Origin of the sequence: Litoribaculum gwangyangense (genome assembly GCF_039543505.1) — a bacterium.
Classification (GTDB): domain Bacteria; phylum Bacteroidota; class Bacteroidia; order Flavobacteriales; family Flavobacteriaceae; genus Litoribaculum; species Litoribaculum gwangyangense.
In genome coordinates, this window is the sequence record NZ_BAABJW010000001.1 from 279,289 (window position 1) to 303,035 (window position 23,747).

Annotated in this window: 24 protein-coding genes and 1 tRNA gene; 15 read left to right on the top strand and 10 right to left on the bottom strand. The window is 33.4% G+C overall.

The features are described from left to right. Complete coding sequence (locus ABD963_RS01160; protein WP_345275102.1) at positions 1–669, top strand: polysaccharide deacetylase family protein; 669 nt, start codon at positions 1–3, stop codon at positions 667–669. Here ABD963_RS01160 and ABD963_RS01165 read toward each other — a convergent pair. Further along, positions 666–962, bottom strand: a complete 297-nt coding sequence (locus ABD963_RS01165; RefSeq protein WP_345275103.1) for a thioredoxin family protein — start codon at positions 960–962, stop codon at positions 666–668. The genes ABD963_RS01160 and ABD963_RS01165 overlap by 4 nt on opposite strands. A 53-nt stretch (positions 963–1,015) precedes the next feature. Next, a complete protein-coding gene (locus ABD963_RS01170; protein WP_345275104.1) occupies positions 1,016–2,251 on the bottom strand; it encodes a metallophosphoesterase in 1,236 nt (411 codons plus the stop codon). A 166-nt stretch (positions 2,252–2,417) separates the two neighbouring features. Between ABD963_RS01170 and polA the strand changes: the two genes are divergently transcribed. The 13 genes from polA (at position 2,418) to ABD963_RS01235 (ending at position 18,081) form a co-directional block, all read left to right on the top strand. Then, positions 2,418–5,267: a DNA polymerase I gene (gene polA / locus ABD963_RS01175; protein ID WP_345275105.1), complete on the top strand. Its 2,850-nt coding sequence runs from the start codon at positions 2,418–2,420 to the stop codon at positions 5,265–5,267. Positions 5,268–5,309: 42 nt separating this feature from the next. After that, complete coding sequence (locus ABD963_RS01180) at positions 5,310–6,272, top strand: L-threonylcarbamoyladenylate synthase (RefSeq protein ID WP_345275106.1); 963 nt, start codon at positions 5,310–5,312, stop codon at positions 6,270–6,272. A 131-nt stretch (positions 6,273–6,403) separates the two neighbouring features. Beyond that, positions 6,404–6,859: a 50S ribosomal protein L13 gene (gene rplM / locus ABD963_RS01185; protein WP_345275107.1), complete on the top strand. Its 456-nt coding sequence runs from the start codon at positions 6,404–6,406 to the stop codon at positions 6,857–6,859. Beyond that, complete coding sequence (gene rpsI / locus ABD963_RS01190) at positions 6,859–7,245, top strand: 30S ribosomal protein S9 (protein ID WP_345275108.1); 387 nt, start codon at positions 6,859–6,861, stop codon at positions 7,243–7,245. Before rplM ends, rpsI begins: the two co-directional genes overlap by 1 nt. Positions 7,246–7,388: 143 nt before the next feature. Next, a complete protein-coding gene (gene rpsB, locus ABD963_RS01195; protein ID WP_345275109.1) occupies positions 7,389–8,162 on the top strand; it encodes a 30S ribosomal protein S2 in 774 nt (257 codons plus the stop codon). Positions 8,163–8,248: 86 nt separating this feature from the next. Continuing rightward, positions 8,249–9,223, top strand: a complete 975-nt coding sequence (tsf, locus tag ABD963_RS01200) for a translation elongation factor Ts (protein WP_345275110.1) — start codon at positions 8,249–8,251, stop codon at positions 9,221–9,223. Between the two features lie 140 nt (positions 9,224–9,363). Next, positions 9,364–10,071, top strand: a complete 708-nt coding sequence (pyrH, locus tag ABD963_RS01205) for a UMP kinase (RefSeq protein ID WP_345275111.1) — start codon at positions 9,364–9,366, stop codon at positions 10,069–10,071. Between the two features lie 45 nt (positions 10,072–10,116). After that, positions 10,117–10,674, top strand: coding sequence for a ribosome recycling factor (frr, locus tag ABD963_RS01210; protein ID WP_345275112.1), 558 nt, complete (start codon positions 10,117–10,119; stop codon positions 10,672–10,674). 54 nt (positions 10,675–10,728) lie between these two features. Continuing rightward, positions 10,729–11,991 carry a hypothetical protein gene (locus ABD963_RS01215; protein WP_345275113.1) on the top strand — a complete coding sequence of 421 codons (1,263 nt, stop codon included), beginning with the start codon at positions 10,729–10,731 and terminating at the stop codon, positions 11,989–11,991. A gap of 47 nt (positions 11,992–12,038) precedes the next feature. Further along, on the top strand, positions 12,039–14,426 hold the full coding sequence (locus ABD963_RS01220; RefSeq protein ID WP_345275114.1) for an efflux RND transporter permease subunit: 2,388 nt from the start codon (positions 12,039–12,041) through the stop codon (positions 14,424–14,426). Positions 14,427–14,503: 77 nt separating this feature from the next. Next, entirely contained in the window at positions 14,504–15,937 is a 1,434-nt protein-coding gene (asnS, locus tag ABD963_RS01225) for an asparagine--tRNA ligase (protein WP_345275115.1), read from the top strand. Positions 15,938–16,015: 78 nt separating this feature from the next. Further along, positions 16,016–17,476, top strand: a complete 1,461-nt coding sequence (gene rpoN / locus ABD963_RS01230) for an RNA polymerase factor sigma-54 (RefSeq protein ID WP_345275116.1) — start codon at positions 16,016–16,018, stop codon at positions 17,474–17,476. Further along, positions 17,476–18,081 carry a hypothetical protein gene (locus ABD963_RS01235; RefSeq protein ID WP_345275117.1) on the top strand — a complete coding sequence of 202 codons (606 nt, stop codon included), beginning with the start codon at positions 17,476–17,478 and terminating at the stop codon, positions 18,079–18,081. The genes rpoN and ABD963_RS01235 overlap by 1 nt, the downstream gene beginning before the upstream one ends. Here ABD963_RS01235 and ABD963_RS01240 read toward each other — a convergent pair. The 8 genes from ABD963_RS01240 to ABD963_RS01275 all read right to left on the bottom strand — a co-directional run bounded on the left by ABD963_RS01240 (position 18,076) and on the right by ABD963_RS01275 (position 23,254). Continuing rightward, on the bottom strand, positions 18,076–18,765 hold the full coding sequence (locus ABD963_RS01240; protein WP_345275118.1) for a porin family protein: 690 nt from the start codon (positions 18,763–18,765) through the stop codon (positions 18,076–18,078). The genes ABD963_RS01235 and ABD963_RS01240 overlap by 6 nt on opposite strands. A 130-nt stretch (positions 18,766–18,895) precedes the next feature. Then, positions 18,896–19,372 carry an ExbD/TolR family protein gene (locus ABD963_RS01245; RefSeq protein ID WP_345275119.1) on the bottom strand — a complete coding sequence of 159 codons (477 nt, stop codon included), beginning with the start codon at positions 19,370–19,372 and terminating at the stop codon, positions 18,896–18,898. A gap of 23 nt (positions 19,373–19,395) precedes the next feature. After that, positions 19,396–19,983 carry an ExbD/TolR family protein gene (locus ABD963_RS01250; RefSeq protein WP_345275120.1) on the bottom strand — a complete coding sequence of 196 codons (588 nt, stop codon included), beginning with the start codon at positions 19,981–19,983 and terminating at the stop codon, positions 19,396–19,398. Between the two features lie 3 nt (positions 19,984–19,986). After that, the gene (locus ABD963_RS01255) at positions 19,987–20,418 is read right to left on the bottom strand and encodes a hypothetical protein (RefSeq protein WP_345275121.1); all 432 of its coding nucleotides are present in this window, start codon (positions 20,416–20,418) and stop codon (positions 19,987–19,989) included. A gap of 23 nt (positions 20,419–20,441) precedes the next feature. Then, positions 20,442–21,215, bottom strand: a complete 774-nt coding sequence (locus ABD963_RS01260) for a MotA/TolQ/ExbB proton channel family protein (RefSeq protein WP_345275122.1) — start codon at positions 21,213–21,215, stop codon at positions 20,442–20,444. A 73-nt stretch (positions 21,216–21,288) separates the two neighbouring features. Then, positions 21,289–21,376: transfer RNA gene (locus tag ABD963_RS01265), tRNA-Ser, on the bottom strand. Between the two features lie 75 nt (positions 21,377–21,451). After that, complete coding sequence (locus ABD963_RS01270; protein WP_345275123.1) at positions 21,452–22,483, bottom strand: asparaginase; 1,032 nt, start codon at positions 22,481–22,483, stop codon at positions 21,452–21,454. A 3-nt stretch (positions 22,484–22,486) separates the two neighbouring features. Next, on the bottom strand, positions 22,487–23,254 hold the full coding sequence (locus ABD963_RS01275; RefSeq protein ID WP_345275124.1) for a TatD family hydrolase: 768 nt from the start codon (positions 23,252–23,254) through the stop codon (positions 22,487–22,489). 56 nt (positions 23,255–23,310) lie between these two features. Here ABD963_RS01275 and ABD963_RS01280 point away from each other — a divergent pair, with 56 nt between their 5' ends. After that, positions 23,311–23,745, top strand: a complete 435-nt coding sequence (locus tag ABD963_RS01280) for a retropepsin-like aspartic protease (protein WP_345275125.1) — start codon at positions 23,311–23,313, stop codon at positions 23,743–23,745. The last annotated feature ends 2 nt before the right edge of the window (positions 23,746–23,747 follow it).

The following is a 23,747-nucleotide window of genomic DNA, read 5'->3' on the forward strand; positions in this document are numbered from 1 at the left end:
ATGACCTTTACACCCATAAAAACACCCATTGTCGCAAAAAAATTATTCCCAAATTATGTTTGGGATATCCCTGCCAATGATAAGGTTATTTATTTAACATTTGATGATGGTCCAACCCCAGAAATAACCAATTGGACTCTAAAAACATTAAAGGCTTATAAGGCCAAAGCTACTTTTTTTTGTATTGGAGATAATATTGAAAAACACCCCGATATCTTTTATAATGTTTTAAACGATGGGCATACTATTGGAAACCATACCCAAAATCATATTAAAGGTTGGAAAACCAAAACAAAAGATTATTTAAATAATATCACTGAAGCAAAAAAAGTAATTGATTCTCATAAAGAAAAATTTTCAATTGCAAATCGTCAATCTACAATCAACAATCTTTTTAGGCCTCCTTATGGACAAATTTCCCCAAAACAAGGCAAAACTTTAATAAGTTTGGGATACAAAATCATTATGTGGGATGTACTATCTTTTGATTGGGATAAGAGTATAACACCAGAACTGTGTTTGAATAATGTTACCTCAAAAGCTAAAAACGGCAGTATTGTAGTATTTCACGATAGCATTAAGGCGTCAAAAAATATGCAATATGCACTTCCAAAAGTTTTGGATTATTTTAATGGTAAAGGATTTCAATTTAAGTCTTTGGAATATTAAATATATTTCTGAATAATCCCAATAAGCGTGTTGGCATCTTGCTCGCCACTTTGCCTCCATTTCATCTCACCATCCTTATAAATAATGAGAGTTGGTAAAGTTTTTACACGCAAGGCTTCAGCTAATTCTTCGTTTTTTTCAACATCAATTTTAATGACTTTAGCTTTATCACCCAGAGCCGCCGCAACATCTCTTAAAGTAAGATGCATAGCTTCCGATTGTTCATTCCATTCTGTGTAGAAATCTAACAATACAGGAATGTCAACATCTATAAGTTCTCCAAATTTTGACATACTTTATTTTTATTAGTCAAATGTGCTAATACAAATATAGCATTTCTTCCGAATTATGCGTTATTTGTAGTCTTTTTAAGCTCAATAACGGTGATTTCTGGCCAAATCCCCACACGCCCCGGAAATGCCAAATAACCAAAACCTCTGTTTACATTTATATACTTACCCATTTCTTTGTAAATACCTGCCCAATATTTATAGCGCCATTTTACAGGACTCCACTTAAACCAACCCGGAATTTCAATACCGAATTGCATCCCATGCGTATGGCCACTTAAGGTTAAATGATAGTGATAATCATCATTAATTACTTCTTTTTCCCAATGTGATGGATCATGACTCATCAATATTTTGAAATCATCTTTTTTTATCCCAGCAGCAGCTTGCTTTAAATCCCCCGCTTTTTTAAATCCGCCAGCTCCCCAATTTTCAACACCAACCAAAGCAATTTTTTGTCCGTTTTTTTCTAAATACCTGCTTTCATTCAACAACAAATCAAAACCCATTTCTTTTTGAAGCGTTTTTAAATCCTCTAGATTTTTATGTTTAGCTTCATCTGAATCCCAATACACATAATCCCCATAATCATGATTGCCTAAAACTGAAAAAACACCATCCTTTGCCTTAAGTTTATTAAAAACCGTTTTATAAGGGACTAATTCCTCGGTAATATTATTAACAATATCACCAGTAAACAATATGACGTCGCTTTGTTGTTCATTTATTAATTCAACGCCGTATTTAACTTTATCTATATTATCAAAACTACCTGAGTGAATATCACTAATTTGCGTAATTTTATAACCATCAAAAGCTTCGGGTAAATCTTCAAAATGTAGGGTATATTTAAAAACCTTGTAGTTGTATTTCCCTTTATAAATACCATAGATAATGGATGCCAATGGTATCGCTGCAATACCTAAAGCCATCTTGCTTATAAACTGTCTTCTAGACGCAAAATAGTTGCCTTTGGCCGTCTCACCTTCGGTAAAATATCTAAATAGAGCTTGAGGTAATCTAAAGATATCCTCACTTAACATGATGGCCAACATCACTATCTTAGGTACTATTAGAGCCACTAAAAATCCAAAAGCAAATGCATGGGCATGAGAAAATCCATCTCGCCTATTGAAACCGTAATAATGAAACACAAAATTAGCAATAACCAATGTAGTGATGAGCCAATATAATCCGTGTAACCAGTTGTTTTTTGTAACTGTTTTAAATGCCTGAAAAGCATATAAGTCTATTATTATAAAAACAACTAAAAAAATAATCCAACGTAGCATACCTCTTTTTTTTTCAAAGATAATGGTATTATAAATTTATACTCCCCAAGTAGATTTTATTTAACTAATTGTTAAGGTTTTATTTGAAGTTAGAAATCCAAATAGCATAAAACGCTGTTTTACGATTAACTTTTTGTAGTTTTGGTTTTCTATCAAAATCAAATCCATGTCCGATCAAAAACGCCTTTTTTTAGTAGATGCTTATGCCCTTATTTTTCGTGGTTATTATGCCTTTATAAAAAACCCAAGAATCAACTCAAAAGGAGTTGACACCTCAGCCATTATGGGGTTTATGAACTCGCTTTTGGATGTGATAAAGCGGGAACGCCCAGACCATTTAGCCGTATGTTTTGATAAAGGTGGAAGTGCCGATAGAGTTGAAATGTTTGAAGCATACAAAGCCAACCGAGATGAAACTCCGGAAGCGATAAAAGTAGCGGTTCCTTACATTGAACAAATCCTAAGAGCCATGCATATCCCTATTATGGTAAAGGAAGGGTTCGAAGCCGATGACGTTATAGGCACCTTATCAAAACAAGCCGAAAAAGAGGGTTATAAAACATTTATGGTAACCCCAGATAAAGATTTTGCGCAGTTGGTAAGTGACAATATTTTTATGTATCGCCCAGTTTTTGGAGGTGGTTATGAAACTTGGGGCATTGAGGAAGTGAAGAAAAAATTTGAGGTAGATGACCCTTTGCAAGTCATTGACTTTTTGGGAATGATGGGCGATTCCTCCGATAATATCCCCGGGCTACCAGGTGTGGGTGAAAAAACAGCCAAAAAACTACTTGCAGAATATGGAAGTATGGAAAACTTACTTGCCAATACGCATGAGCTTAAGGGCAAAATGAAGGAGAAAATTGAGGCTTCCAAAGAATTGGGCATGCTCTCCAAAAAACTGGCCACCATTATGTTGGATGTTCCAGTAGAATTTGATGCCAAAGACTTTGAGTTGGATCATCCCGATATCCAAAAAGTAACCAAGATTTTTCAAGAACTGGAATTTCGTCAATTATTATCCAATTTTCAAAAAACATTTGCTGTTGAAGATTCATCTGCCGAAACCGATACAGAAGAAACTCCTTCTAAAGAAAACTCAAAAACACCAAAAACTTCAAAACCATCAGCTGGAGCTGGTCAATTTTCTTTGTTTGATGCCCAAGGCAATGAGGATGTTATTGTTTCTACTCAAAGTTCCAGAAACACTTCTGAAACAACTTCACACCTTTACCAAAGTATTGCACCAGGATTGGCGACCAAGCTATTTATTCAAAATTTAATGAAGCAATCTAGTGTGTGTTTTGATACTGAAACTACTGGCATAGATCCCATAACTGCCGAATTGGTGGGTATTGCTTTTTCTTGGGAAGTTGGTAAAGGGTTTTACTTACCGTTTCCAGAAAATAAAGATGATGCTCAAGAATTAATAGAACAATTACGCCCATTTTTTGAAAGTGAAACCATTGAAAAAATTGGTCAGAATTTAAAATATGATATCAAGGTTCTTCGAAAATATAACATCAAAGTAAAAGGCAAATTATTCGATACCATGTTGGCCCATTACCTCATCAATCCTGATATGCGCCACAACATGGATGTATTGGCTGAAACCTATTTGAATTACACCCCCATTTCCATTGAAGAATTAATTGGAAAGAAAGGAAAGAACCAATTATCAATGCGCGATGTGCCTTTGGAAAAACAAACCGAATACGCTGTCGAAGATGCCGATGTCACCCTTCAACTTAAAGAGCATTTTGAGAAAGAATTAGGCGAAGCCAACACCCAAAAATTGTTTGATGACATTGAAATTCCGTTGCTTAGAGTTTTAGCCGATATGGAATTAGAAGGCATTAAACTTGATAAAGAATTCTTGAACTCGCTTTCTGAAGAGTTAGATAACGATATTAAAAATTTAGAAACAAACATCTACAAAGAAGCTGGTGAAGAATTTAATATAGCCTCACCAAAACAATTGGGCGATATTCTATTTGATAAATTAAAATTGGTGGATAAGCCCAAAAAAACCAAAACAGGACAATATGCCACTTCCGAAGATATTTTAAGCTACCTCGCCAAAGACCATGAGATAATCAAACACATTTTAGAGTACAGAACATTAGCCAAGCTAAAAAGCACCTATGTGGATGCTTTACCAACACAGGTTGAAGCCAGCACAGGACGCGTACATACTGATTATATGCAAACTGTGGCCGCCACGGGACGTTTAAGTAGCAATAACCCGAACTTACAAAACATACCCATTAGAACGGAACGAGGTCGTCAGGTAAGAAAAGCATTTATTCCTAGAAATGATGATTACACTTTACTATCGGCCGATTATTCTCAAATAGAATTGCGCATCATTGCGGCTCTAAGCAAAGAGGAAACCATGATCAATGCATTTAAGCACGGTGAAGATATTCATGCTTCCACCGCATCAAAAGTATTTAATGTGCCCATTGAAAATGTGACTCGTGAACAACGAAGCAATGCCAAAACCGTCAATTTTGGTATTATTTATGGGGTTTCTGCATTCGGATTAAGCAATCAAACCGATTTATCACGAAGTGAAGCCAAAGAATTGATAGACACTTATTATGCTACCTATCCAAAACTTAAAAGTTATATAAGTGAGCAAGTCGATTTTGCTCGGGATCATGGTTATGTGCAAACGGTTTTAGGAAGACGCCGCTATCTAAAGGACATCAATTCCCGCAACGCGGTGGTTCGTAGCGCTGCCGAACGTAATGCGGTGAATGCGCCCATTCAAGGTAGTGCTGCCGACATTATAAAAATTGCCATGATAAATATTTACAACAAACTAGAAGCTGGTAATTACAAAACAAAAATGTTATTGCAAGTACATGATGAATTGGTTTTTGATGTTTATAAGCCAGAATTGGATACTATAAAATCGCTAGTTAAAATGGAAATGGAAAATGCATACAAACTGGAAGTTCCCTTGGATGTTGATTTAGGATCTGGAAACAATTGGTTGGAAGCACATTAATAACTCATTTTTTAACTATTTTTGCAGGCATTTTGTTTAGTTATGAGTATTATATCATCAGATATTTCCAAAGCAGTTAACATCTTAAAGGATGAAGAATTGGTTGCCATTCCTACAGAAACAGTTTATGGCTTAGCTGGAAATATTTATAGTGAAAAAGCTATTAATACTATTTTTGAAACTAAAAAACGTCCTTTTTTTAACCCTTTAATTGTTCACATTCCTTCAATTAATTATTTAAATAACATTGCGAAGGACATTCCTGAAAAAGCAATGCACCTAGCAACTGCATTTTGGCCTGGACCTTTAACGTTGGTTTTAAAAAAACAACCCGGTATCCCAGATTTAATAACAGCAGGAAAAGATACGGTAGCGGTTCGTGTTCCAAATCATCCCGTAACACTAGAATTATTACAATCTCTTGATTTTCCGCTCGCAGCTCCTAGCGCCAACCCTTTTGGAAGCATTAGCCCTACTACCGCTAAACATGTGGAAAACTATTTTAAAGAGGATATTAAAATGGTTTTAGAAGGCGGTTCATGCAAAAACGGTATTGAATCTACCATTATTGGTTTTGAAAACGAAATACCTGTAGTGTATCGTTTGGGTTCTATTTCCATTGAAGCAATCGAATCTGTGGTTGGAAAAATATCTATAAAAAACAAAAAAGAACTCAAGCCTGATGCGCCTGGCATGTTAGCACGTCACTATGCCCCTACTACAAAAACCATCTTAACAACTAATATTCCCGAAGAATTAAATAAATATATAGGTAAAAGAATAGGTATACTTGTTTTTAATAACATCATTAAAAATGATTCAATAAAATATGTAATTACGTTATCTAAAAACGGAGATTTAGTTGAGGCCGCTTCTAATTTGTATAGTGCTTTACATGAGTTAGATCATCAAAATTTAGATATTATTATTGCTGAAAAATTACCGGATTTTGGTTTAGGAAAATCCATAAACGACCGGTTGCAACGTGCTACTTTTAGTCATTAATTTTTTTAGATAGTAGTTATCTGATTTTCAACAATAAAAAAACGTATTCTAGATTTGGTAATCCCGTAGTTTATCGTAAATTTGCAAACTCTTTTTGAGAGAGGAATGTTTAATTAGAAAAAATTATAAGTGTGGACACATTAAGCTACAAAACGATTTCAGCAAACAAAGCTACTGTAAATAAAGAGTGGATTTTGGTTGATGCTGAAGGTCAGGCGCTTGGTCGTTTAGCCTCTAAAGTTGCAAAACTTTTAAGAGGTAAGCACAAGCCAAACTTCACACCTCACGTTGATTGTGGTGATAACGTCATTGTTATCAACGCAGAAAAAATTAGTTTATCTGGTAACAAATGGAACGATAAAACGTACATTCGTCACACTGGATATCCAGGAGGTCAAAGAAGTTTAACTGCTACTGAATTGTTTGGAAAAGACCCATCAAGAGTAGTAGAAAAATCAGTTAAAGGAATGCTGCCTAAAAACAAATTAGGTGCCGATTTATTCCGTAATCTAACAGTTGTTGTTGGTTCAGAGCATGCTCATGCAGCACAAAAACCAAAAGCGATTAACTTAAACGAATTCAATTAATGGACGTAATTCACAAAATTGGCCGTAGGAAAACGGCTGTTGCACGCGCTTATGTTGCCCCGGGAAAAGGTAACATTACAATTAATAAAAAAGACTTAGCTAATTACTTTACTACAGCTACCTTACAGTACAAAGTAAAGCAACCTTTAGTTATGACTAACAATGACGGCAACTTTGATATTACAGTAAATGTATATGGAGGTGGTATTACTGGACAAGCTGAAGCTGTTCGTTTAGCCTTATCTCGCGCAATGTGCGAAGTAGACGCTGAAAACAGATTAACGCTTAAACCAGAAGGTTTGTTAACAAGAGATCCTAGAATGGTAGAGCGTAAAAAATTCGGACAGAAAAAAGCGCGTAAGAAATTCCAGTTCTCTAAACGTTAATACCAAATTAAAAAAAATTAAACTAGTTATTGTTGTCCTAGTCCAAAAGACAGGATTTAGTTTAGCATCTAAATGGTTAAGGCGAATTTTTTTAATGACCACTTAATCATTGCTAATTCAACAGAACGTAAACTATTACAAAAATGGCAGTAGAAGTAAAAGAATTACTTGAAGCAGGTGTACACTTTGGTCACCTTACACGTAAGTGGGATCCGAACATGGCTCCTTACGTTTATATGGAACGCAACGGCATCCATATTATAAACCTATACAAAACAGCAGCTAAAATTGAAGAAGCTGGAAATGCATTAGCGAAAATTGCATCTTCCGGTAGAAAAATTTTATTTGTTGCTACCAAAAAACAAGCAAAAGATATTGTTGCTGAAAAAGCTGGAGCTATCGACATGCCTTACATCACTGAAAGATGGCCAGGTGGAATGTTAACTAACTTCGTTACTATTAGAAAAGCTGTTAAAAAAATGGCTTCCATTGATAGAATGAAAAAAGATGGAACTTTCATGACATTATCTAAAAAAGAGCGTTTACAAGTTGATCGTTTAAGAGCAAAGTTAGAGAAAAACCTAGGTTCTATAAGTGATATGACTCGTTTACCAGGTGCTTTGTTTGTTGTTGATATTAAACGTGAGCATATCGCGATTAAGGAAGCTCAAAAATTAAACATTCCAATTTTTGCAATGGTAGATACCAACTCAGACCCACGTCAAGTTGATTATGTTATCCCAGCAAACGATGACGCTTCTAAATCAATAGATAAAATTTTATCTCATGTAACATCAGCAATAGCAGAAGGTTTAGCAGAACGCAAAGCCGAAAAAGAAGGTTCAGATTCTGATGAAGCGCCTAAAAAAGCTAAAAAAGCAGCTAAAAAAGCTGTGACATCTGAAGAAGAAGAATAAATAACGTTAACAAAACATATAAAAGTCGTTTAGTTCTTTTCTTTTTTGAAATTAAATTAAACGACTTTTTTTAAATTATAATAATTATGAGTACTACAGTAAAAATTACAGCAGCTGAAGTAAATAAATTAAGACAAGCCACTGGTGCAGGAATGATGGATTGCAAAAAAGCTTTAGTAGAAGCTGAAGGCGATTTTGATAAAGCCATTGAAGTTCTGCGTAAAAAAGGACAAAAAGTAGCTGAAAAAAGAGCTGACAGAGAGTCTTCTGAAGGCGCTGCTATAGCGAAAATAAATGCTGATGAAACCGAAGGCGTAGCCATTGTTCTAGGTTGTGAAACTGATTTCGTTGGAAAAAACGAAAATTTTGTATCCTTAGCCAACGATTTGGCTGAATTAGCTTTAAACTACAATACAAAAGAAGAATTTTTAGCGGCGGATTTCGGTGGTATGACAGTTGCCGATAAGTTAACCGAGCAAACTGGCGTTATTGGTGAAAAACTAGATATCACTAGTTTTGAAAAATTAAAGGCACCTTATGTGGGCTCTTATGTTCACATTAATAAAATTGCTGCTTTAGTTGGGTTATCTTCAAAAGTGAATAATGCTGAGACCTTAGTTAAAGATGTAGCTATGCAAGTGGCTTCAATGGGAGCAACCACCTTATCATATAAAGATTTTGATCCTGCTTTTATCGCCTCAGAAACGGAAGCAAGAATAGCAATAATTGAAAAAGATAATGAAGAGTTGGCTCGTTTAGGTAAAACATTAAAAAATGTTCCTAGCTATATTTCTATGGCCCAATTAACTCCTGAGGTTTTAGCAAAAGCTGAAGAAACTGCAAAAGCTGAGTTAAAAGCAGAAGGTAAACCAGAGCAAATTTGGGATAAAATTTTACCAGGTAAAATGGCTCGTTTCATCTCCGATAACACAACTTTAGATCAAGAAAAATGTTTATTAGATCAAACTTTCATTAAAGATGATAAAATAAACGTTGCTAAATATGTGTCGTCTTACGGAGAAGTTGAAATTACTGGTTTCAAACGAGTATCAGTAGGATAACACAAAAGCTCTTTTCTCAAAGAGAAAATCAGAATAACAAGCCACTACTTCATTAAAAGAGCGTAGTGGTTTTTTATATAAAAAAACCACTTTAGCAAATTAAGATATTGTTTATATTTGTTAAACTTTCAATGCTACTTATGAAATATAAAAGAATACTCCTAAAATTATCTGGCGAAGCTTTAATGGGAAAGCGTCAATATGGCATAGATCCAGAACGATTAGCAGAATATGCTCAAGACATTAAAACGATTACAGATAAAGGCGTGGAAGTTGCTATTGTTATTGGAGGTGGAAATATTTTTAGAGGTGTTGCCGGTGCTAGCAAAGGAATGGATAGAGTCCAAGGAGATCATATGGGTATGCTAGCTACTGTTATAAATGGATTAGCATTGCAGGGCGCTTTGGAAGATGCTGGTATAGCAACAAGGCTACAATCAGCTATCAAAATCAATGAGGTTGCCGAACCTTTTATTAGAAGAAGAGCCATGCGCCATTTAGAAAAAGGACGAGTTGTAATTTTTGGAGGTGGTACAGGAAATCCTTATTTTACAACAGATTCAGCTGCGGTTTTAAGGGCTATAGAAATTGAAGCAGATGTGATCCTAAAAGGAACACGTGTTGATGGAATTTACAACACCGATCCTGAGAAAGATGAAAAAGCAATTAAATTTAATTTTATATCTTTTGATGAAGTTTTACGCAAAGGTTTAAAAGTAATGGACACCACCGCTTTTACTCTTAGTCAAGAAAATGAGCTTCCTATTATTGTATTTGACATGAACAAGAAAGGTAATTTGCTTAAAGTTGTTTCTGGAGAAAAAGTAGGGACAGAAGTTAATGTTTAATTTGGCGTAATTTTTGAAACTTTGATACACAAAAAAGTTTAAACAATGAACGAAGACATACAATTTATATTAGACACGGCTAAAGAGGCTATGGATAATGCCATAAAGCACTTGGAAAAACAATTTGTTAACATTAGAGCAGGAAAAGCAAGTCCTGCAATGCTTGGCAGTGTTATGGTAGATTATTACGGGTCGCAAACACCTTTAAATCAAGTAGCTAATGTTAATACCCCCGATGGAAGAACCATAACTGTTCAACCTTGGGAAAAAAGTATGCTACAAGAAATTGAGCGTGGTATTGCCTATGCAAACTTAGGGTTTAACCCTATGAATAATGGAGAAACCATTATAATAAATGTTCCACCTTTAACAGAAGAACGCAGACGAGACTTGGCAAAGCAAGCAAAGGGAGAAGCTGAAGAAGCAAAAATTAGTATTAGAACAGCTCGTAAAGATGCCAATAACGAGATTAAGAAAAATGATGATATCTCTGAAGATTTAAAAAAGAATGCCGAAATAGACGTGCAAGAAATGACTGATAAGTACGTTAAAAAGGTTGATGACCTTTTCGAAAACAAAGAAAAGGAAATCATGACCGTTTAATATTCAAAAGCGACAATTTAGTCGCTTTTTTTAAACCCCTAGTTGGCCCAATTAATGTATAAATACCTCGTTCTATTTCTATTTGTTTTTTGTACGACACTAGTACACACACAGTCTTTAATAGAAACACCATATGAACCCGAACAAGATTCCCTTAAAAAAAGTGAGTTTTTAAAACAACTTGGTAACGGCTTTTTCCCAACTAGATATTTTAATTTTGATTTACGCTATTTAATAAAATTCAATCAGTACGAAGGTATAAGAACTGGTATTGGTATTGAAACGAATGATGCTTTCTCAGAAAAATACCGAATTAACAGTTATGTGGTTTATGGATTTAGAGACCATCGTTTTAAATACAGTATTGGAGGTGGTTTTAGACTTTCTGAAAAAACAAATACCTGGTTAAACCTTTCTTATACAGATGATTTACAAGAAACGGGAAGCACAAAGTTTTTAACCGATAAACGCTTCTTCCAGTTTTTTGAACCCCGTTTATTAAACATCGATTTGTTTCACAAGCACATTACAAAAGCTGTTAATTTGGAACATGAGCTATCTCTAAAATTATTAACCTCTACAGAATTTGCATTGAGTAAAATTGACCCAACTTATGCATACGGTTTCAATATTGAAGGAAATACTTTTGAGAATTTTGATTTAGCTACAACTAGAATAGCCTTTCAATGGAGCCCTTTTGATGAGGTAGAGGGTTTAGAAAAAGACATGAAAGATGGTTATCCAAAATTCACTTTTCAATATACAAAAAGTTTTAAAGATGTTATGAGTGGTGATTTTAATTTTTCAAAAATTGATTTTAGAACCATCCATAAATTTGGTGATGAAAACAATATGTTTTCTGAAATTACATTAGTTTCTGGGATTGCTTATGGAAATACGCCATTAACACATTTATATCATGCCTACCCTAATAATATTACAAAAGAAACCATTCTTCAAAGATTTTCGGTTGCTGGATTAAATAGTTTTGAAACCATGTTTTTCAATGAATTTTTTTCAGATAAATTTACTACTATTCAGCTAAAACATTTTTTAAAACCATTCAATATATCTCAACGTTATAAACCACAAATGGTGCTAATTACACGCTATGCTATTGGCGACATAGAAAACCCTGAAAGGCACCAAAACATAAGTTTTGAATCTCTTAAAAAAGGATACACAGAATCTGGTTTTGAAATCAATAAATTACTTTTTGGCTTTGGTTTAAGTTTTACTTACAGATATGGTGCTTATCACTTACCAGAATTTAGCGATAATATTGCTTTTAAGTTTACATTTAACGTCTCTTTATAAGGTAATATACTTGTTTTTTCTACCTTTGCGCAACTTTTAACCGTAGCATGTTTAAACTTTTTACTAACACCTTTTGGGATGTTATCGCAAGATTGATTTTACGTAACAAAATCATCATTCTTGCAGGTATCCTTTTAGCCACTTTTCTGTTTAGCCAGAAATGGGAAAACATGCGCTTTACCTATACCGAGGCTAATTTATTGCCCGATGATCATGAGGTTAATGTTACTTATACCCGTTTTTTAAAAACCTTTGGAGAAGAAGGTAATTTGATTGTTTTAGGGGTTAAAGACAGCACACTTTTCACTGTTGAAAAACTAAATGCTTGGAATAAACTTTCAAACGATTTTAAAAAGCATGATGCTGTTGAAACTGTTGTTTCCATTAAAGACCTCCAAAAACTTATCAAAGACACAAAAAATGAAAAGTTTACTTTAGAACCTTTCATCAAAGATTCTATTAAGTCCTCAACACAAATTGAAACTTTACAAAACGAACTTTTTAAACAGTATCCTTTTTATGACAATTTTCTTTTTAATAAAGAATCAAAAACCATTAGAACTGCTATATACCTTAATAAGGATATCGTAAATACATCGGCAAGAAAAGACTTTGTTATCAATACTCTAATACCTACTATAAATAATTTTGAAACCACCCATAATTTAGATGTAAGAATATCTGGAATGCCATATATCCGCACTTTAAATTCTCAAAATATTGTGGATGAAATTGGCAAATTTATTATAGCGGCTTTATTAGTTACGTCTCTTATTTTCTTCTTCTTTTTTAGATCTTTTAGAGCCACTTTCATTTCGCTTATCGTAGTTTGTATTGGTGTGATGTGGACACTAGGTATTATAGGTTTATTAAATTATGAAATTACTGTTTTAACCGCACTTATTCCACCTCTCATTATTGTAATTGGTATTCCCAACTGTATATTTTTGATTAATAAATATCAGCATGAAGTTAAATTACATGGCAACAAAGTAAAATCGTTACAGCGCGTTATTACTAAAATTGGCAATGCCACTTTAATGACTAACGTAACTACAGCTTCTGGTTTTGCAACCTTTATACTGACGGAAAGTAAACTTTTAAAGGAATTTGGCATTGTAGCCTCATTAAGTATTTTAGCTATTTTCATTTTATGCTTACTTATTATTCCAATTATTTACACGTTTTTACCTTATCCTAAAGATCGGCATTTAGAGCATCTTAACAAGCGTTGGATTGGAGGTTTTGTTGATTGGATGGAACACATGGTAAGGCAAAAAAGAATAGCTATTTATATAACGTCAGTAGCTCTATTGGTAGTTAGTATTATAGGGATTTATCAAATAAAAATTTCAGGTAGCTTAATTGAAGATATGCCTCAAGATTCAAAATTTGTCAATGATATTCGCTTTTTTGAAGAAGAGTTTAATGGCATAATGCCTTTAGAATTTATGATTGATACCAAACGTAAGAAAGGTGTTATGAAACTTTCTACCCTAAAACGTATGGAAGAACTAGAGGATTTGATTGCTGAAACTCCTGAATTATCAAAACCTATATCGGTGGTTGGTTTGGTTAAATATTCGAAACAAGCATATTATAACGGTAACCCCAAATTTTATCAATTACCAACCTTACAAGAAAATAGCTTTATTTTATCCTATGCGAAAAACTCATCTTCAAATGTTGATTTACTTAAAAACTTTGTAGATAGTACAGGACAATTCGCTCGCATTACCACCTTTATGAAGGATATTGGCACGGATAAAATGGAACGGATTGAAGAAAATATACAAACTAAAATAGATAAAGTATTCCCGAAAGAACAATATAATGTTACCATGACGGGTAAAGCCTTGGTATTCCAAAAAGGAACAAAATACTTGGTTAAAAACCTTGCTATTTCATTATCATTGGCCATTTTATTAATCGCGTTATTCATGGCCTATATGTTTAGGTCTGGAAGAATGATTATTGTTTCATTGATTCCAAATCTACTTCCACTACTTGTTACAGCAGGTTTAATGGGTTATTTAGGCGTTCCAATAAAACCTTCCACTATACTGGTTTTTAGCATAGCCTTTGGTATTTCGGTTGATGATACCATTCACTTTTTGGCTAAATACAGACAAGAGTTACAAGCAAATCATTGGAAAATCAAAGTATCGGTTTATGGTGCTTTACGTGAAACAGGAGTTAGCATGTTTTATACTTCTATTGTATTGTTTTTTGGGTTTTCTGTATTTACCATTTCCAGTTTTGGTGGCACAGTGGCATTAGGAGCCTTAGTGTCTGCCACCCTACTTTTTGCTATGTTATCAAACTTACTACTATTGCCATCTTTATTATTATCCTTAGAACGTAGCATCGCCAACAAAGAGGTGTTAAGGGAACCATCTATTAATATTATTCCTGAAGAAGACGAGGAAGAGTAAATTTAGATATCTTTTTTAATCTAGTTGTAATGAAAAGCCAATGTGCTTTTTTATCTTTACAATATAAATTTTAATATATGCAAACAAGAACCGTTTCAGAATTACTGTCACAAGAAATTGTTATACCAGAGGTAGAAATTAAAGGATGGGTAAGAACCTTTAGAGCTAATAGATTTATAGCTTTAAATGATGGCTCAACCTTAAATAATATACAATGTGTGGTTGATTTTGAAAAGTTTGATGAAGCCCTTTTAAAACGTGTTACTACAGGGGCCGCTATCCATGTTAAAGGTGAATTAGTTGAAAGCCAAGGGCAAGGGCAAAAAGTAGAAATACAAGTTAATGAATTATTTGTTTTAGGAGATTCCGATCCTGAAACCTATCCTATTCAACCAAAAAAACACTCCTTTGAGTTTTTACGGGAAAATGCCCATTTACGTACTCGCACCAATACATTTAGTGCAGTGATGCGTTTGCGTTCTGCATTATCCTTTGCTATTCATAAATACTTTAATGATAACGGATTTTACTACATGCACGCCCCAATTATTACAGGTAGTGATGCCGAAGGTGCAGGCGAAATGTTCCAAGTAACCAGTCTTGATATCAAAAATCTGCCAAAAGATGAAACTGGAAATATAGATTATTCAAAAGATTTCTTTGGCAAGGAAACCAATTTAACCGTTTCGGGTCAGTTAGAAGCTGAAACTTATGCCATGTCTCTTGGTAAAGTTTATACCTTTGGGCCAACCTTCAGAGCTGAAAATTCAAACACATCGCGTCATTTGGCAGAATTTTGGATGATTGAACCAGAAGTGGCTTTTATGGATCTTGCTGGCAATATGGATTTGGCGGAAGATTTTATGAAATATGTAATTTCTTATGTGCTTAAAAATAATCGTGAAGATTTAGAGTTTTTGAACAAACGCTTACAAGATGAAGAAAAAGGCAAACCACAATTAGAGCGAAGTGATATGAATTTAATTGAAAAATTAAACTTTGTAACTGATAATCATTTTAAACGTGTAAGTTATACCGAAGCCATAGACATTCTTCGTGATAGTAAACCCAACAAGAAAAAGAAATTCAAATATTTAATTGATGATTGGGGCACCGATTTGCAAAGTGAACACGAACGCTATTTAGTTGAAAAACACTTTAACTGCCCGGTAATCTTATTTGATTATCCAGCCAATATTAAAGCCTTTTACATGCGATTGAATGATGACGGAAAGACCGTGCGTGCTATGGACATCCTATTCCCAGGCATTGGTGAAATTGTGGGTGGTGCGCAACGTGAGGAACGATTGGATGTTTTAAAACAAAAAATGGCCGCCATAAATATTCCTGAGGAAGAACTTTGGTGGTATTTAGATTTGCGTAAATACGGAACGGCTGTTCATTCAGGTTTTGGTTTAGGTTTTGAGCGCTTGGTGATGTTTGTAACTGGAATGAGTAATATAAGGGATGTAATTCCCTACCCTAGAACACCTCAAAATGCAGAATTTTAAAATAGTTTTGAAACTTGACATAACTTTGGTAACCTAATTCCTTTTTTTATATTTGATTAAACCACCTTAAATCGAAACATGCTTAAACAACATTTACAATTTAAACTGTCGCAAAAACTGTCGCCTCAACAAATTCAATTGATGAAATTGATACAGTTGCCTACACAGGCTTTTGAGCAACGTTTAAAGCAAGAATTAGAGGAAAACCCTGCACTTGAAGGTGGTAAAGAAGAGATTGAAAGTGATTATGATTCTGATTTGGATAATTCTGGTGAGGACTTTAACGATAGTGAATCTATTGGGAACGATGACATTAATGTAGATGAGTATTTAAGTGACGATGAAATACCAGATTATCGTACCCAAGCAAATAATTATAGTAGCGATGATGAAGAAAAAACGATGCCCTATGCTGCTGGAACGTCTTTTACCCAACATTTAATAAGTCAGCTAAACACTTATCGATTAAATGACGAGGAACGTGAAATTGCTGAATTTTTAGTAGGTAGTATTGATGAAAGTGGTTATATAAGGAGGGATTTAAGTGATATCATGGATGATTTAGCATTCACCCAAAATGTTTATACTACAGAAGAAAACATTAAAAAAGTTTTAAAAATTGTTCATCAATTAGATCCCGCAGGTGTAGGTGCTAGAAATTTACAAGAATGTTTAAGTATCCAACTACACCGAAAAGAAAAAACCCCGGACACCGAATTAGCTATAGATATTATTGATAATTCCTTCGACCAGTTTACAAAAAAGCATTACAAAAAGTTACTGCAGAAATTTGATGTTTCGGAAATTCAACTCAAAGATGCTATTTCAGAAATTGAGCACTTAAATCCAAAACCAGGTGGTTCCTATTCTGGTAACAATAGAATTGTTGAGCATGTAGTGCCAGATTTCGCTATAAGAATTGTTGATGGTGAACTTGAATTGACACTAAATGGCAGAAATGCTCCCGAGCTTCACGTGTCTAGGGAATATAATAACATGTTAAAAGGTTATAAAGATTCCAAAGATAAATCGCAATCGCAAAAAGATGCAGTAGTCTTCATAAAACAAAAATTGGATGCCGCCAAATGGTTTATTGAAGCTATTAAACAGCGTCAGCAAACCCTATTTATAACTATGAGTGCCATTATGCACTACCAAAGCGAGTACTTTTTAACAGGTGATGAGCGTAACCTAAGACCCATGATTCTTAAAGATATTGCAGATGAAATAAATATGGATGTCTCAACTGTTTCTAGAGTAGCCAATAGTAAATACGTTGATACACCTTACGGTACCAAATTGATTAAGGAGTTCTTTTCAGAATCCATGAAAAACGACCAAGGTGAAGACGTTTCAACTAGAGAAATAAAAAAGATTTTAGAAACTGTTATTGAAGAAGAAAACAAGAAAAAACCTTTAACTGATGAAACCTTAGCAAAAATCTTAAAAGATAAAGGTTACCCTATTGCTCGTAGAACAGTGGCGAAATACAGAGAACAACTGGATATTCCTGTAGCTAGGTTGCGTAAAAAAATATAATGGACAAGGTTCTAAAAAGTGTCTCGTATATTTTCCATCCATTAATAATGCCACTTTTAGGTGTTATTTTTTATTTTTCTAAATCCCCACGTTTTATTCCAGAGGAAGTTGTTCAAGCCAAATTAATTTCTCTCTTTATACTCACGATTATACTGCCCATTTTGCTCTATTTTCTTTTAAAAACTTTAGGCAAGGTAAAATCAATAAAATTAGTAACAACGAATGAGAGAATTTATCCTTTAATGCTTAACAGCGTTATTATTATATTGGTATTAAAGCGTATTGTAACGCCCTCTCAAGTTGTAGAGCTTTATTATTTCTTTTTAGGCATACTTCTATCTAACCTAGCTTGCCTGATACTAGCAATATTTAAATTTAAAGCAAGTATACATATGATAGCTATATCTGGTATAACTATGTTTTTTATAGCATTAAGCATTCATTTTAATATCAATATTAATGGAACTTTGGCGTTAATGAGTATTATTATGGGTGCCGTAGCAACATCTAGATTGCATGTAAAGGCACATACTGCTATAGAACTTGTTCTTGGTATTTTTATTGGAGTTATCCCGCAGTTGGTCTTAGTTAATTACTGGCTATAAAATATAAAACATAAGGCCCACTTTAATCGCATTCATCTCAATTCTTCTTCCGTTAAGCTGAGCTTCTTTTGAGAAAATTGGATTTAATCCATAGTACAAATATAAATTCCAGGTATTATAACCCGCACTTAGTGTTAAACCATATTGTAAATTATTGAAGTCTTTGTTGTTATTATATTTAATAGTTCCTAAATCCCCTTTATACTTTGTTGTATTCGTAAAGACATATCCAAGTTTAAAACCCATATAAATACGCCAAAAATTATAATCCGTTGGGGTTGAAGTTCTCCATCTAAACTCAATGGGCAATTCAATTAAATGATTCGAAAACTTGTTTTTAATAAAACTGTTTTTATCAAGAATTTCGTAGGTCAAATTGCCACTTCCATCTTTATTTATGAGTAAATTTTGATTAAATGAATTTGCCGAATAACCAAGACCAATCCCAATTGCGATATCTCTTTGTTTATTGATGGGAATATCTTTGATAAACCCTAAATGAAATCCTAATGAGAACCCGCTTTGAGAAAGGTTATTGGGTAATTTACCAATTAAATTATAAGTTATTCCTGCATAAAATTGGTCTTCTTTATAAAGTGAATCAACTTCTTTTTCTTCAATTTCTTGAGCAAAACATAAAGTTCCGCTTAATAAAAACATATGAATTATAATAGCATATTTCATTAAAATAGTAATTATTATTTTCCTCTTAAATGATAACATCTTAATGACATATTAAATTACAAAGCTATAAAAATTAAAAGGCGTTTTGAAATTATCAAAACGCCCTTTATATAAAATTAAGAAAGTAAAATTAATTTCTTCCAAAAACGCTACCTTTCTTGGTAGTGTAGTTTATTTTTAGTGCATTAACTTTACGTAGTTCTTGTTTAATATCGCCAATTAAGCCCATATTAGCATCACTATCTACTTTCAATGCAGTTGTTAAAAACGGGATTAATTCTTCTCGTTTGGAAGCCCGCTCAGCTGCAATAAAAGCTGCAATATCTCTTACATCAGCAAATTTATCATTTAATTGAATTTTAGCCTCAGTTCCATATTGTTTGTAATTAGCGCTTGGTTTTCCTGCATAAATATACATAACCAAATCTTTCTTATCTAATTTCTCAACCTGATCTGCAAATGGCAAATTATTCTCTATCATTAAGGTGTTTTGCCTCATAACTGTGGCAACCATAAAAAAGAACAATAGCATGAATACAATATCTGGTAAAGCTGCTGTATTTACTGCTGGAATTTCACCTCCCTTTTTCTTTTTAAATTTAGACATATTTATAGATGTTAAATTTTAAATTATTGTACTTCTGAAAGTTTTTGAGGATATTCAATTTTAATTTGTTCTATCTGCTCTTTCAACTTTGTTTTATTTCCTGGCCAGTTTACATCATTATAATTGGCTTCCATTTCTGCAAAGGATTTTCCATATAATGATTGGGCTCTGGAATCTCTCAACTGATTATAAGCTGCTACTAATTCGTTTTGTACAGCTATATAAGTTTTGTAAGTAGTCTCACGATCGTTCTTCAAAGAAATAATTGCTTTATCTGGGTTATCAGAAGATGAAGGATCTTTTTTTCCTTTGCAATAATCGCAAGTTCCGTCTCCACCGTTATCTAAAAACTCAACAGCTGCTTTTCTTAAATTTTTAAGTTCCATCAACTCGTCTTCCACGAGCAACTGGTCCTTACCGTTCACTAAAACAGTAAAGATATTTTTCTGCTTGATAATTACATCTTCTTCAGACTCTTCGATAGGTGGAAGTTTTCTGTTAATACCAGAATCTGTTTCTATAGTTGTTGTTACTAAGAAGAAAATTAATAATAAGAAAGCAATGTCGGCCATGGAGCCTGCATTTACTTCTGGTGCTGCTCTTTTTGCCATAATTTATTTATTAAATAGTTTTTTAGCTCCTCCATATAACATAGAACCTATAGCTAGTATAGCTAAAAGATAAAATGCATATAAACCGGCTCCAACATTCTTAGAAATAGATTCTGTAATTCCGAGCCCTTTATCATTAAATGGCTTCAAATCTAAATCTGTACCAGAAGAAATAACATATGATATTATAACAACTGCTAAAAAGGCACCAACAGTCATGAGCGTTTTCTTAATGTTTCCAGCAAATAGACCTTTAACTACAAATAAAACAACTAGTAATAATACTATACCCAAAACAGTATAGGCTACATAAAGCATATTACCACTCATACTTTCAGCGTTCTCATCGCTACCTGCCATTATCATTAGCGCAAAAATAGCACCAATAATAGCTAGGGCGAAAGCCACTATTTTTATTATTTTGTGTAAATTCATAATTCCTTTATTTAATTATATTATTATTTTTTGTTTCTAATCAATAGATCCATTAACGTGATAGAAGCATCTTCCATATCGTTAACAATACTATCAATTTTAGCAATAATATAATTGTAAAAAATTTGAAGTATAATAGCCACCACAAGACCAAATACGGTTGTTAAAAGTGCTACCTTAATACCTCCAGCTACAAGTGACGGTTGCATATCTCCAGCAGCTTCAATTTTATCAAAAGCTTGAATCATACCTATTACCGTACCCATGAAACCAAGCATTGGTGCTAGTGCAATAAATAATGAAATCCAAGATACATTTTTCTCTAATTGTCCCATTTGTACGCCACCGTAAGCCACAACCGCTTTCTCAGCAGCATCTAATCCTTCATCTGTTCTATCTAAACCCTGGTAGTAAATTGAAGCAATGGGTCCTTTTGTATTTCTACAAACTTCTTTTGCAGCTTCAACTCCGCCAGAAGCTAAAGCATCCTCAACATCTTGAGTTAATTTTTTAGTGTTGGTAGTTGAAAGATTTAAAAAGATAATTCTTTCTATAGCAATTGCTAATCCTAAAATCAAACATAACAATACAATACCCATGAATCCCGGGCCTCCTTCAATAAAGCGCTTTTTTAATTCTTGATGAAATCCAAGTTCTTCAGCAGGTGCTGCGTCTTCATCTTGTGTCATACTGGCTACAGTTGTTACAGCTGTACTTGTGTTAGCAATTGTAGTTGCATTAGCAGTTCCGAATGCCATTATTCCTGTAATGGCAAGGATAGAAAATAATCTTTTCATGTTCTAGATCTTAATTTTATTAGTTAAAGTGTTAAAGATATAAAAAAAAAGCAATTAAAAATAAAAATAACAGCAGAGAGGAAGGGATTCGAACCCTCGATACCCTTTTGAGGTATACACACTTTCCAGGCGTGCGCCTTCGACCACTCGGCCACCTCTCTATATTTTTAGTTACTTTAATTTAGCGTGTCAAATAACAAAAAAAACTTTGAACACTAAAATTTTAACCGTTAATTTTAAGTGATTTCTCCACGTAATGAAGTTTCGTACATGGTTTTGAATACTTTACGAGGTGTTTTCAGCCCCAAGAGGCACATAAGTTTACCAACAGCAGCTTCGGTAGTAATATCTTTTCCAGAAATAACTCCTATTTTTTTCAATTGACTACTAGTTTCGTAATGCCCCATCATTACGCTACCACCTGAGCATTGTGTAATATTTATTATGTAAATACCTTTAAAAATGTTTTCTTTCAATAAATCAATAAACCATTTTTCTGTTGTACAGTTTCCTGCTCCGTAAGTTTCAATAATTACTGCCTTAAGATTTGGAATATTAAAAACACTTTCAAAAACCGCTTTTGTAATACCTGGAAACAGTTTTATCAATGCTATATTTTCATCCAGATTCTTATGAACAATTAATTTTTTTCTAGTATTTGGCTTGAATAAATATTCATGGTTAATTTTTAAATACACTCCTGATTCAGCTAAATCCGGATAATTTAATGAGGCAAATGCCTGAAAGTGCTCTGCATTTATTTTTGTTGTTCTATTTCCTCGGTATAATTTATATTCAAAATACAAGCATACTTCCTTTATAGCAGGTTTACCTTTAACCTGCATTGAGGCCACTTGAATTGAAGTAATTAAATTTTCTTTAGCATCGGTACGTAAATCACCAATAGGTAATTGAGAACCTGTAAACACTACTGGTTTTGCTAAATTTTCCAACATAAAACTTAATGCTGATGCTGAATAACTCATGGTATCGCTTCCGTGAAGAATCACGAAACCATCAAAAGCATTGTAGCGGTTTTCAATAATTTCTACTATTTGAACCCAGTATTTCGGATTCATATTACTGGAATCTATAGGTTTTTCAAATGAAACTGTATCTATATTACAGTCTAAAAGTTGTAATTCAGGTATTTTATCTAGCAGTGTTTTAAAATCGAAAGCTCTCAAAACACCTGTTTTAAAATCTTTTACCATACCTATAGTGCCCCCAGTATAAATAAGTAATATTTTGGGTTTTGAATTGCTCATATTTTAAATTTTAAAAATATCTTTTGAGTTTTCTGTGGTTATTCTTGCTATTTCCTCTTGAGGAATATTATAAATTTCTGATAATTTTTCTAGAACCTTTAATATATATACACTTTCATTGCGCTTTCCTCTATAAGGAACTGGTGCTAAATAGGGCGAATCGGTTTCCAAAACAATATGTTCTAAATCAATTTGATGCAAAAATTGATCAATCTTGCCGTTTTTAAAGGTTGTAACGCCTCCTATACCTAATTTCATGTTATAAGAAATAGCTTTATAGGCTTGCTCTACAGATCCTGTAAAGCAATGGAAAATACCGAATAAATTATCATCCTTTTCGGTTTCTAAAACCTCAAATATTTCATCAAAAGCCTCTCTACAGTGAATTACTATCGGGAGCTTATGTTTTTTTGCTAGATTGATTTGATATTTAAAAGCTTCTTTTTGGATATTTAATGTTGATTTGTCCCAATATAAATCGATACCAATTTCACCAATGGCATAAAATTTCCTTGATGCCAGCATCTGCTCAACAAATTTTAACTCTTCTTCATAGTTGCCTTTAACATGTGTGGGATGCAAACCCATCATTAAAAAGATATTTTCAGGGAAAGCTTTTTCAAGTTCTAGCATAGCTTGGATGTAGGTAGAATCTATTGCAGGAATAAAAAATCGTGAAATGCCCTTATCAATAGCTCGATTTATCATCTCGTTTCTATCTTCATCAAAAGCTTCACTGTATAAATGTGTATGAGTATCAGTAATTATCATTTTGTAAAAATAAATGTTTTTACATGATTATATTTGTTTAAAATTAATTTGATAAGATGCTCAAGGAATTTCTTTTAGAAAAAGGCTATACTAAAATAAAATTACACCTTACTAAAACCAATCATTTTGAAATTAAAGCAACCATCAATGGCAAAGAAGGCTTATTTATTTTAGATACAGGTGCATCAAGTTCATGCGTGGGTTTTGAGGCTATTGAAAACTTTAAACTAGAAGCGGAAGACTCTATAATTAAAGCTGCTGGCGCAGGTGCTATTGATATGGACACCAAAATGTCTAAAAAAAATGAAGTTAAAATAGGTAAATGGTCTAACAAAAAAGTTGTATTGGTTTTATTTAATCTTACCCATGTAAATACAGCATTAGTGAACCATAATTCAAAACCAGTAGATGGTATAATAGGGGCTGATATTTTAAAAAAAGGGAAAGCCATAATAGATTATGAAAAGAAATATTTATATTTAAAATTATAAAT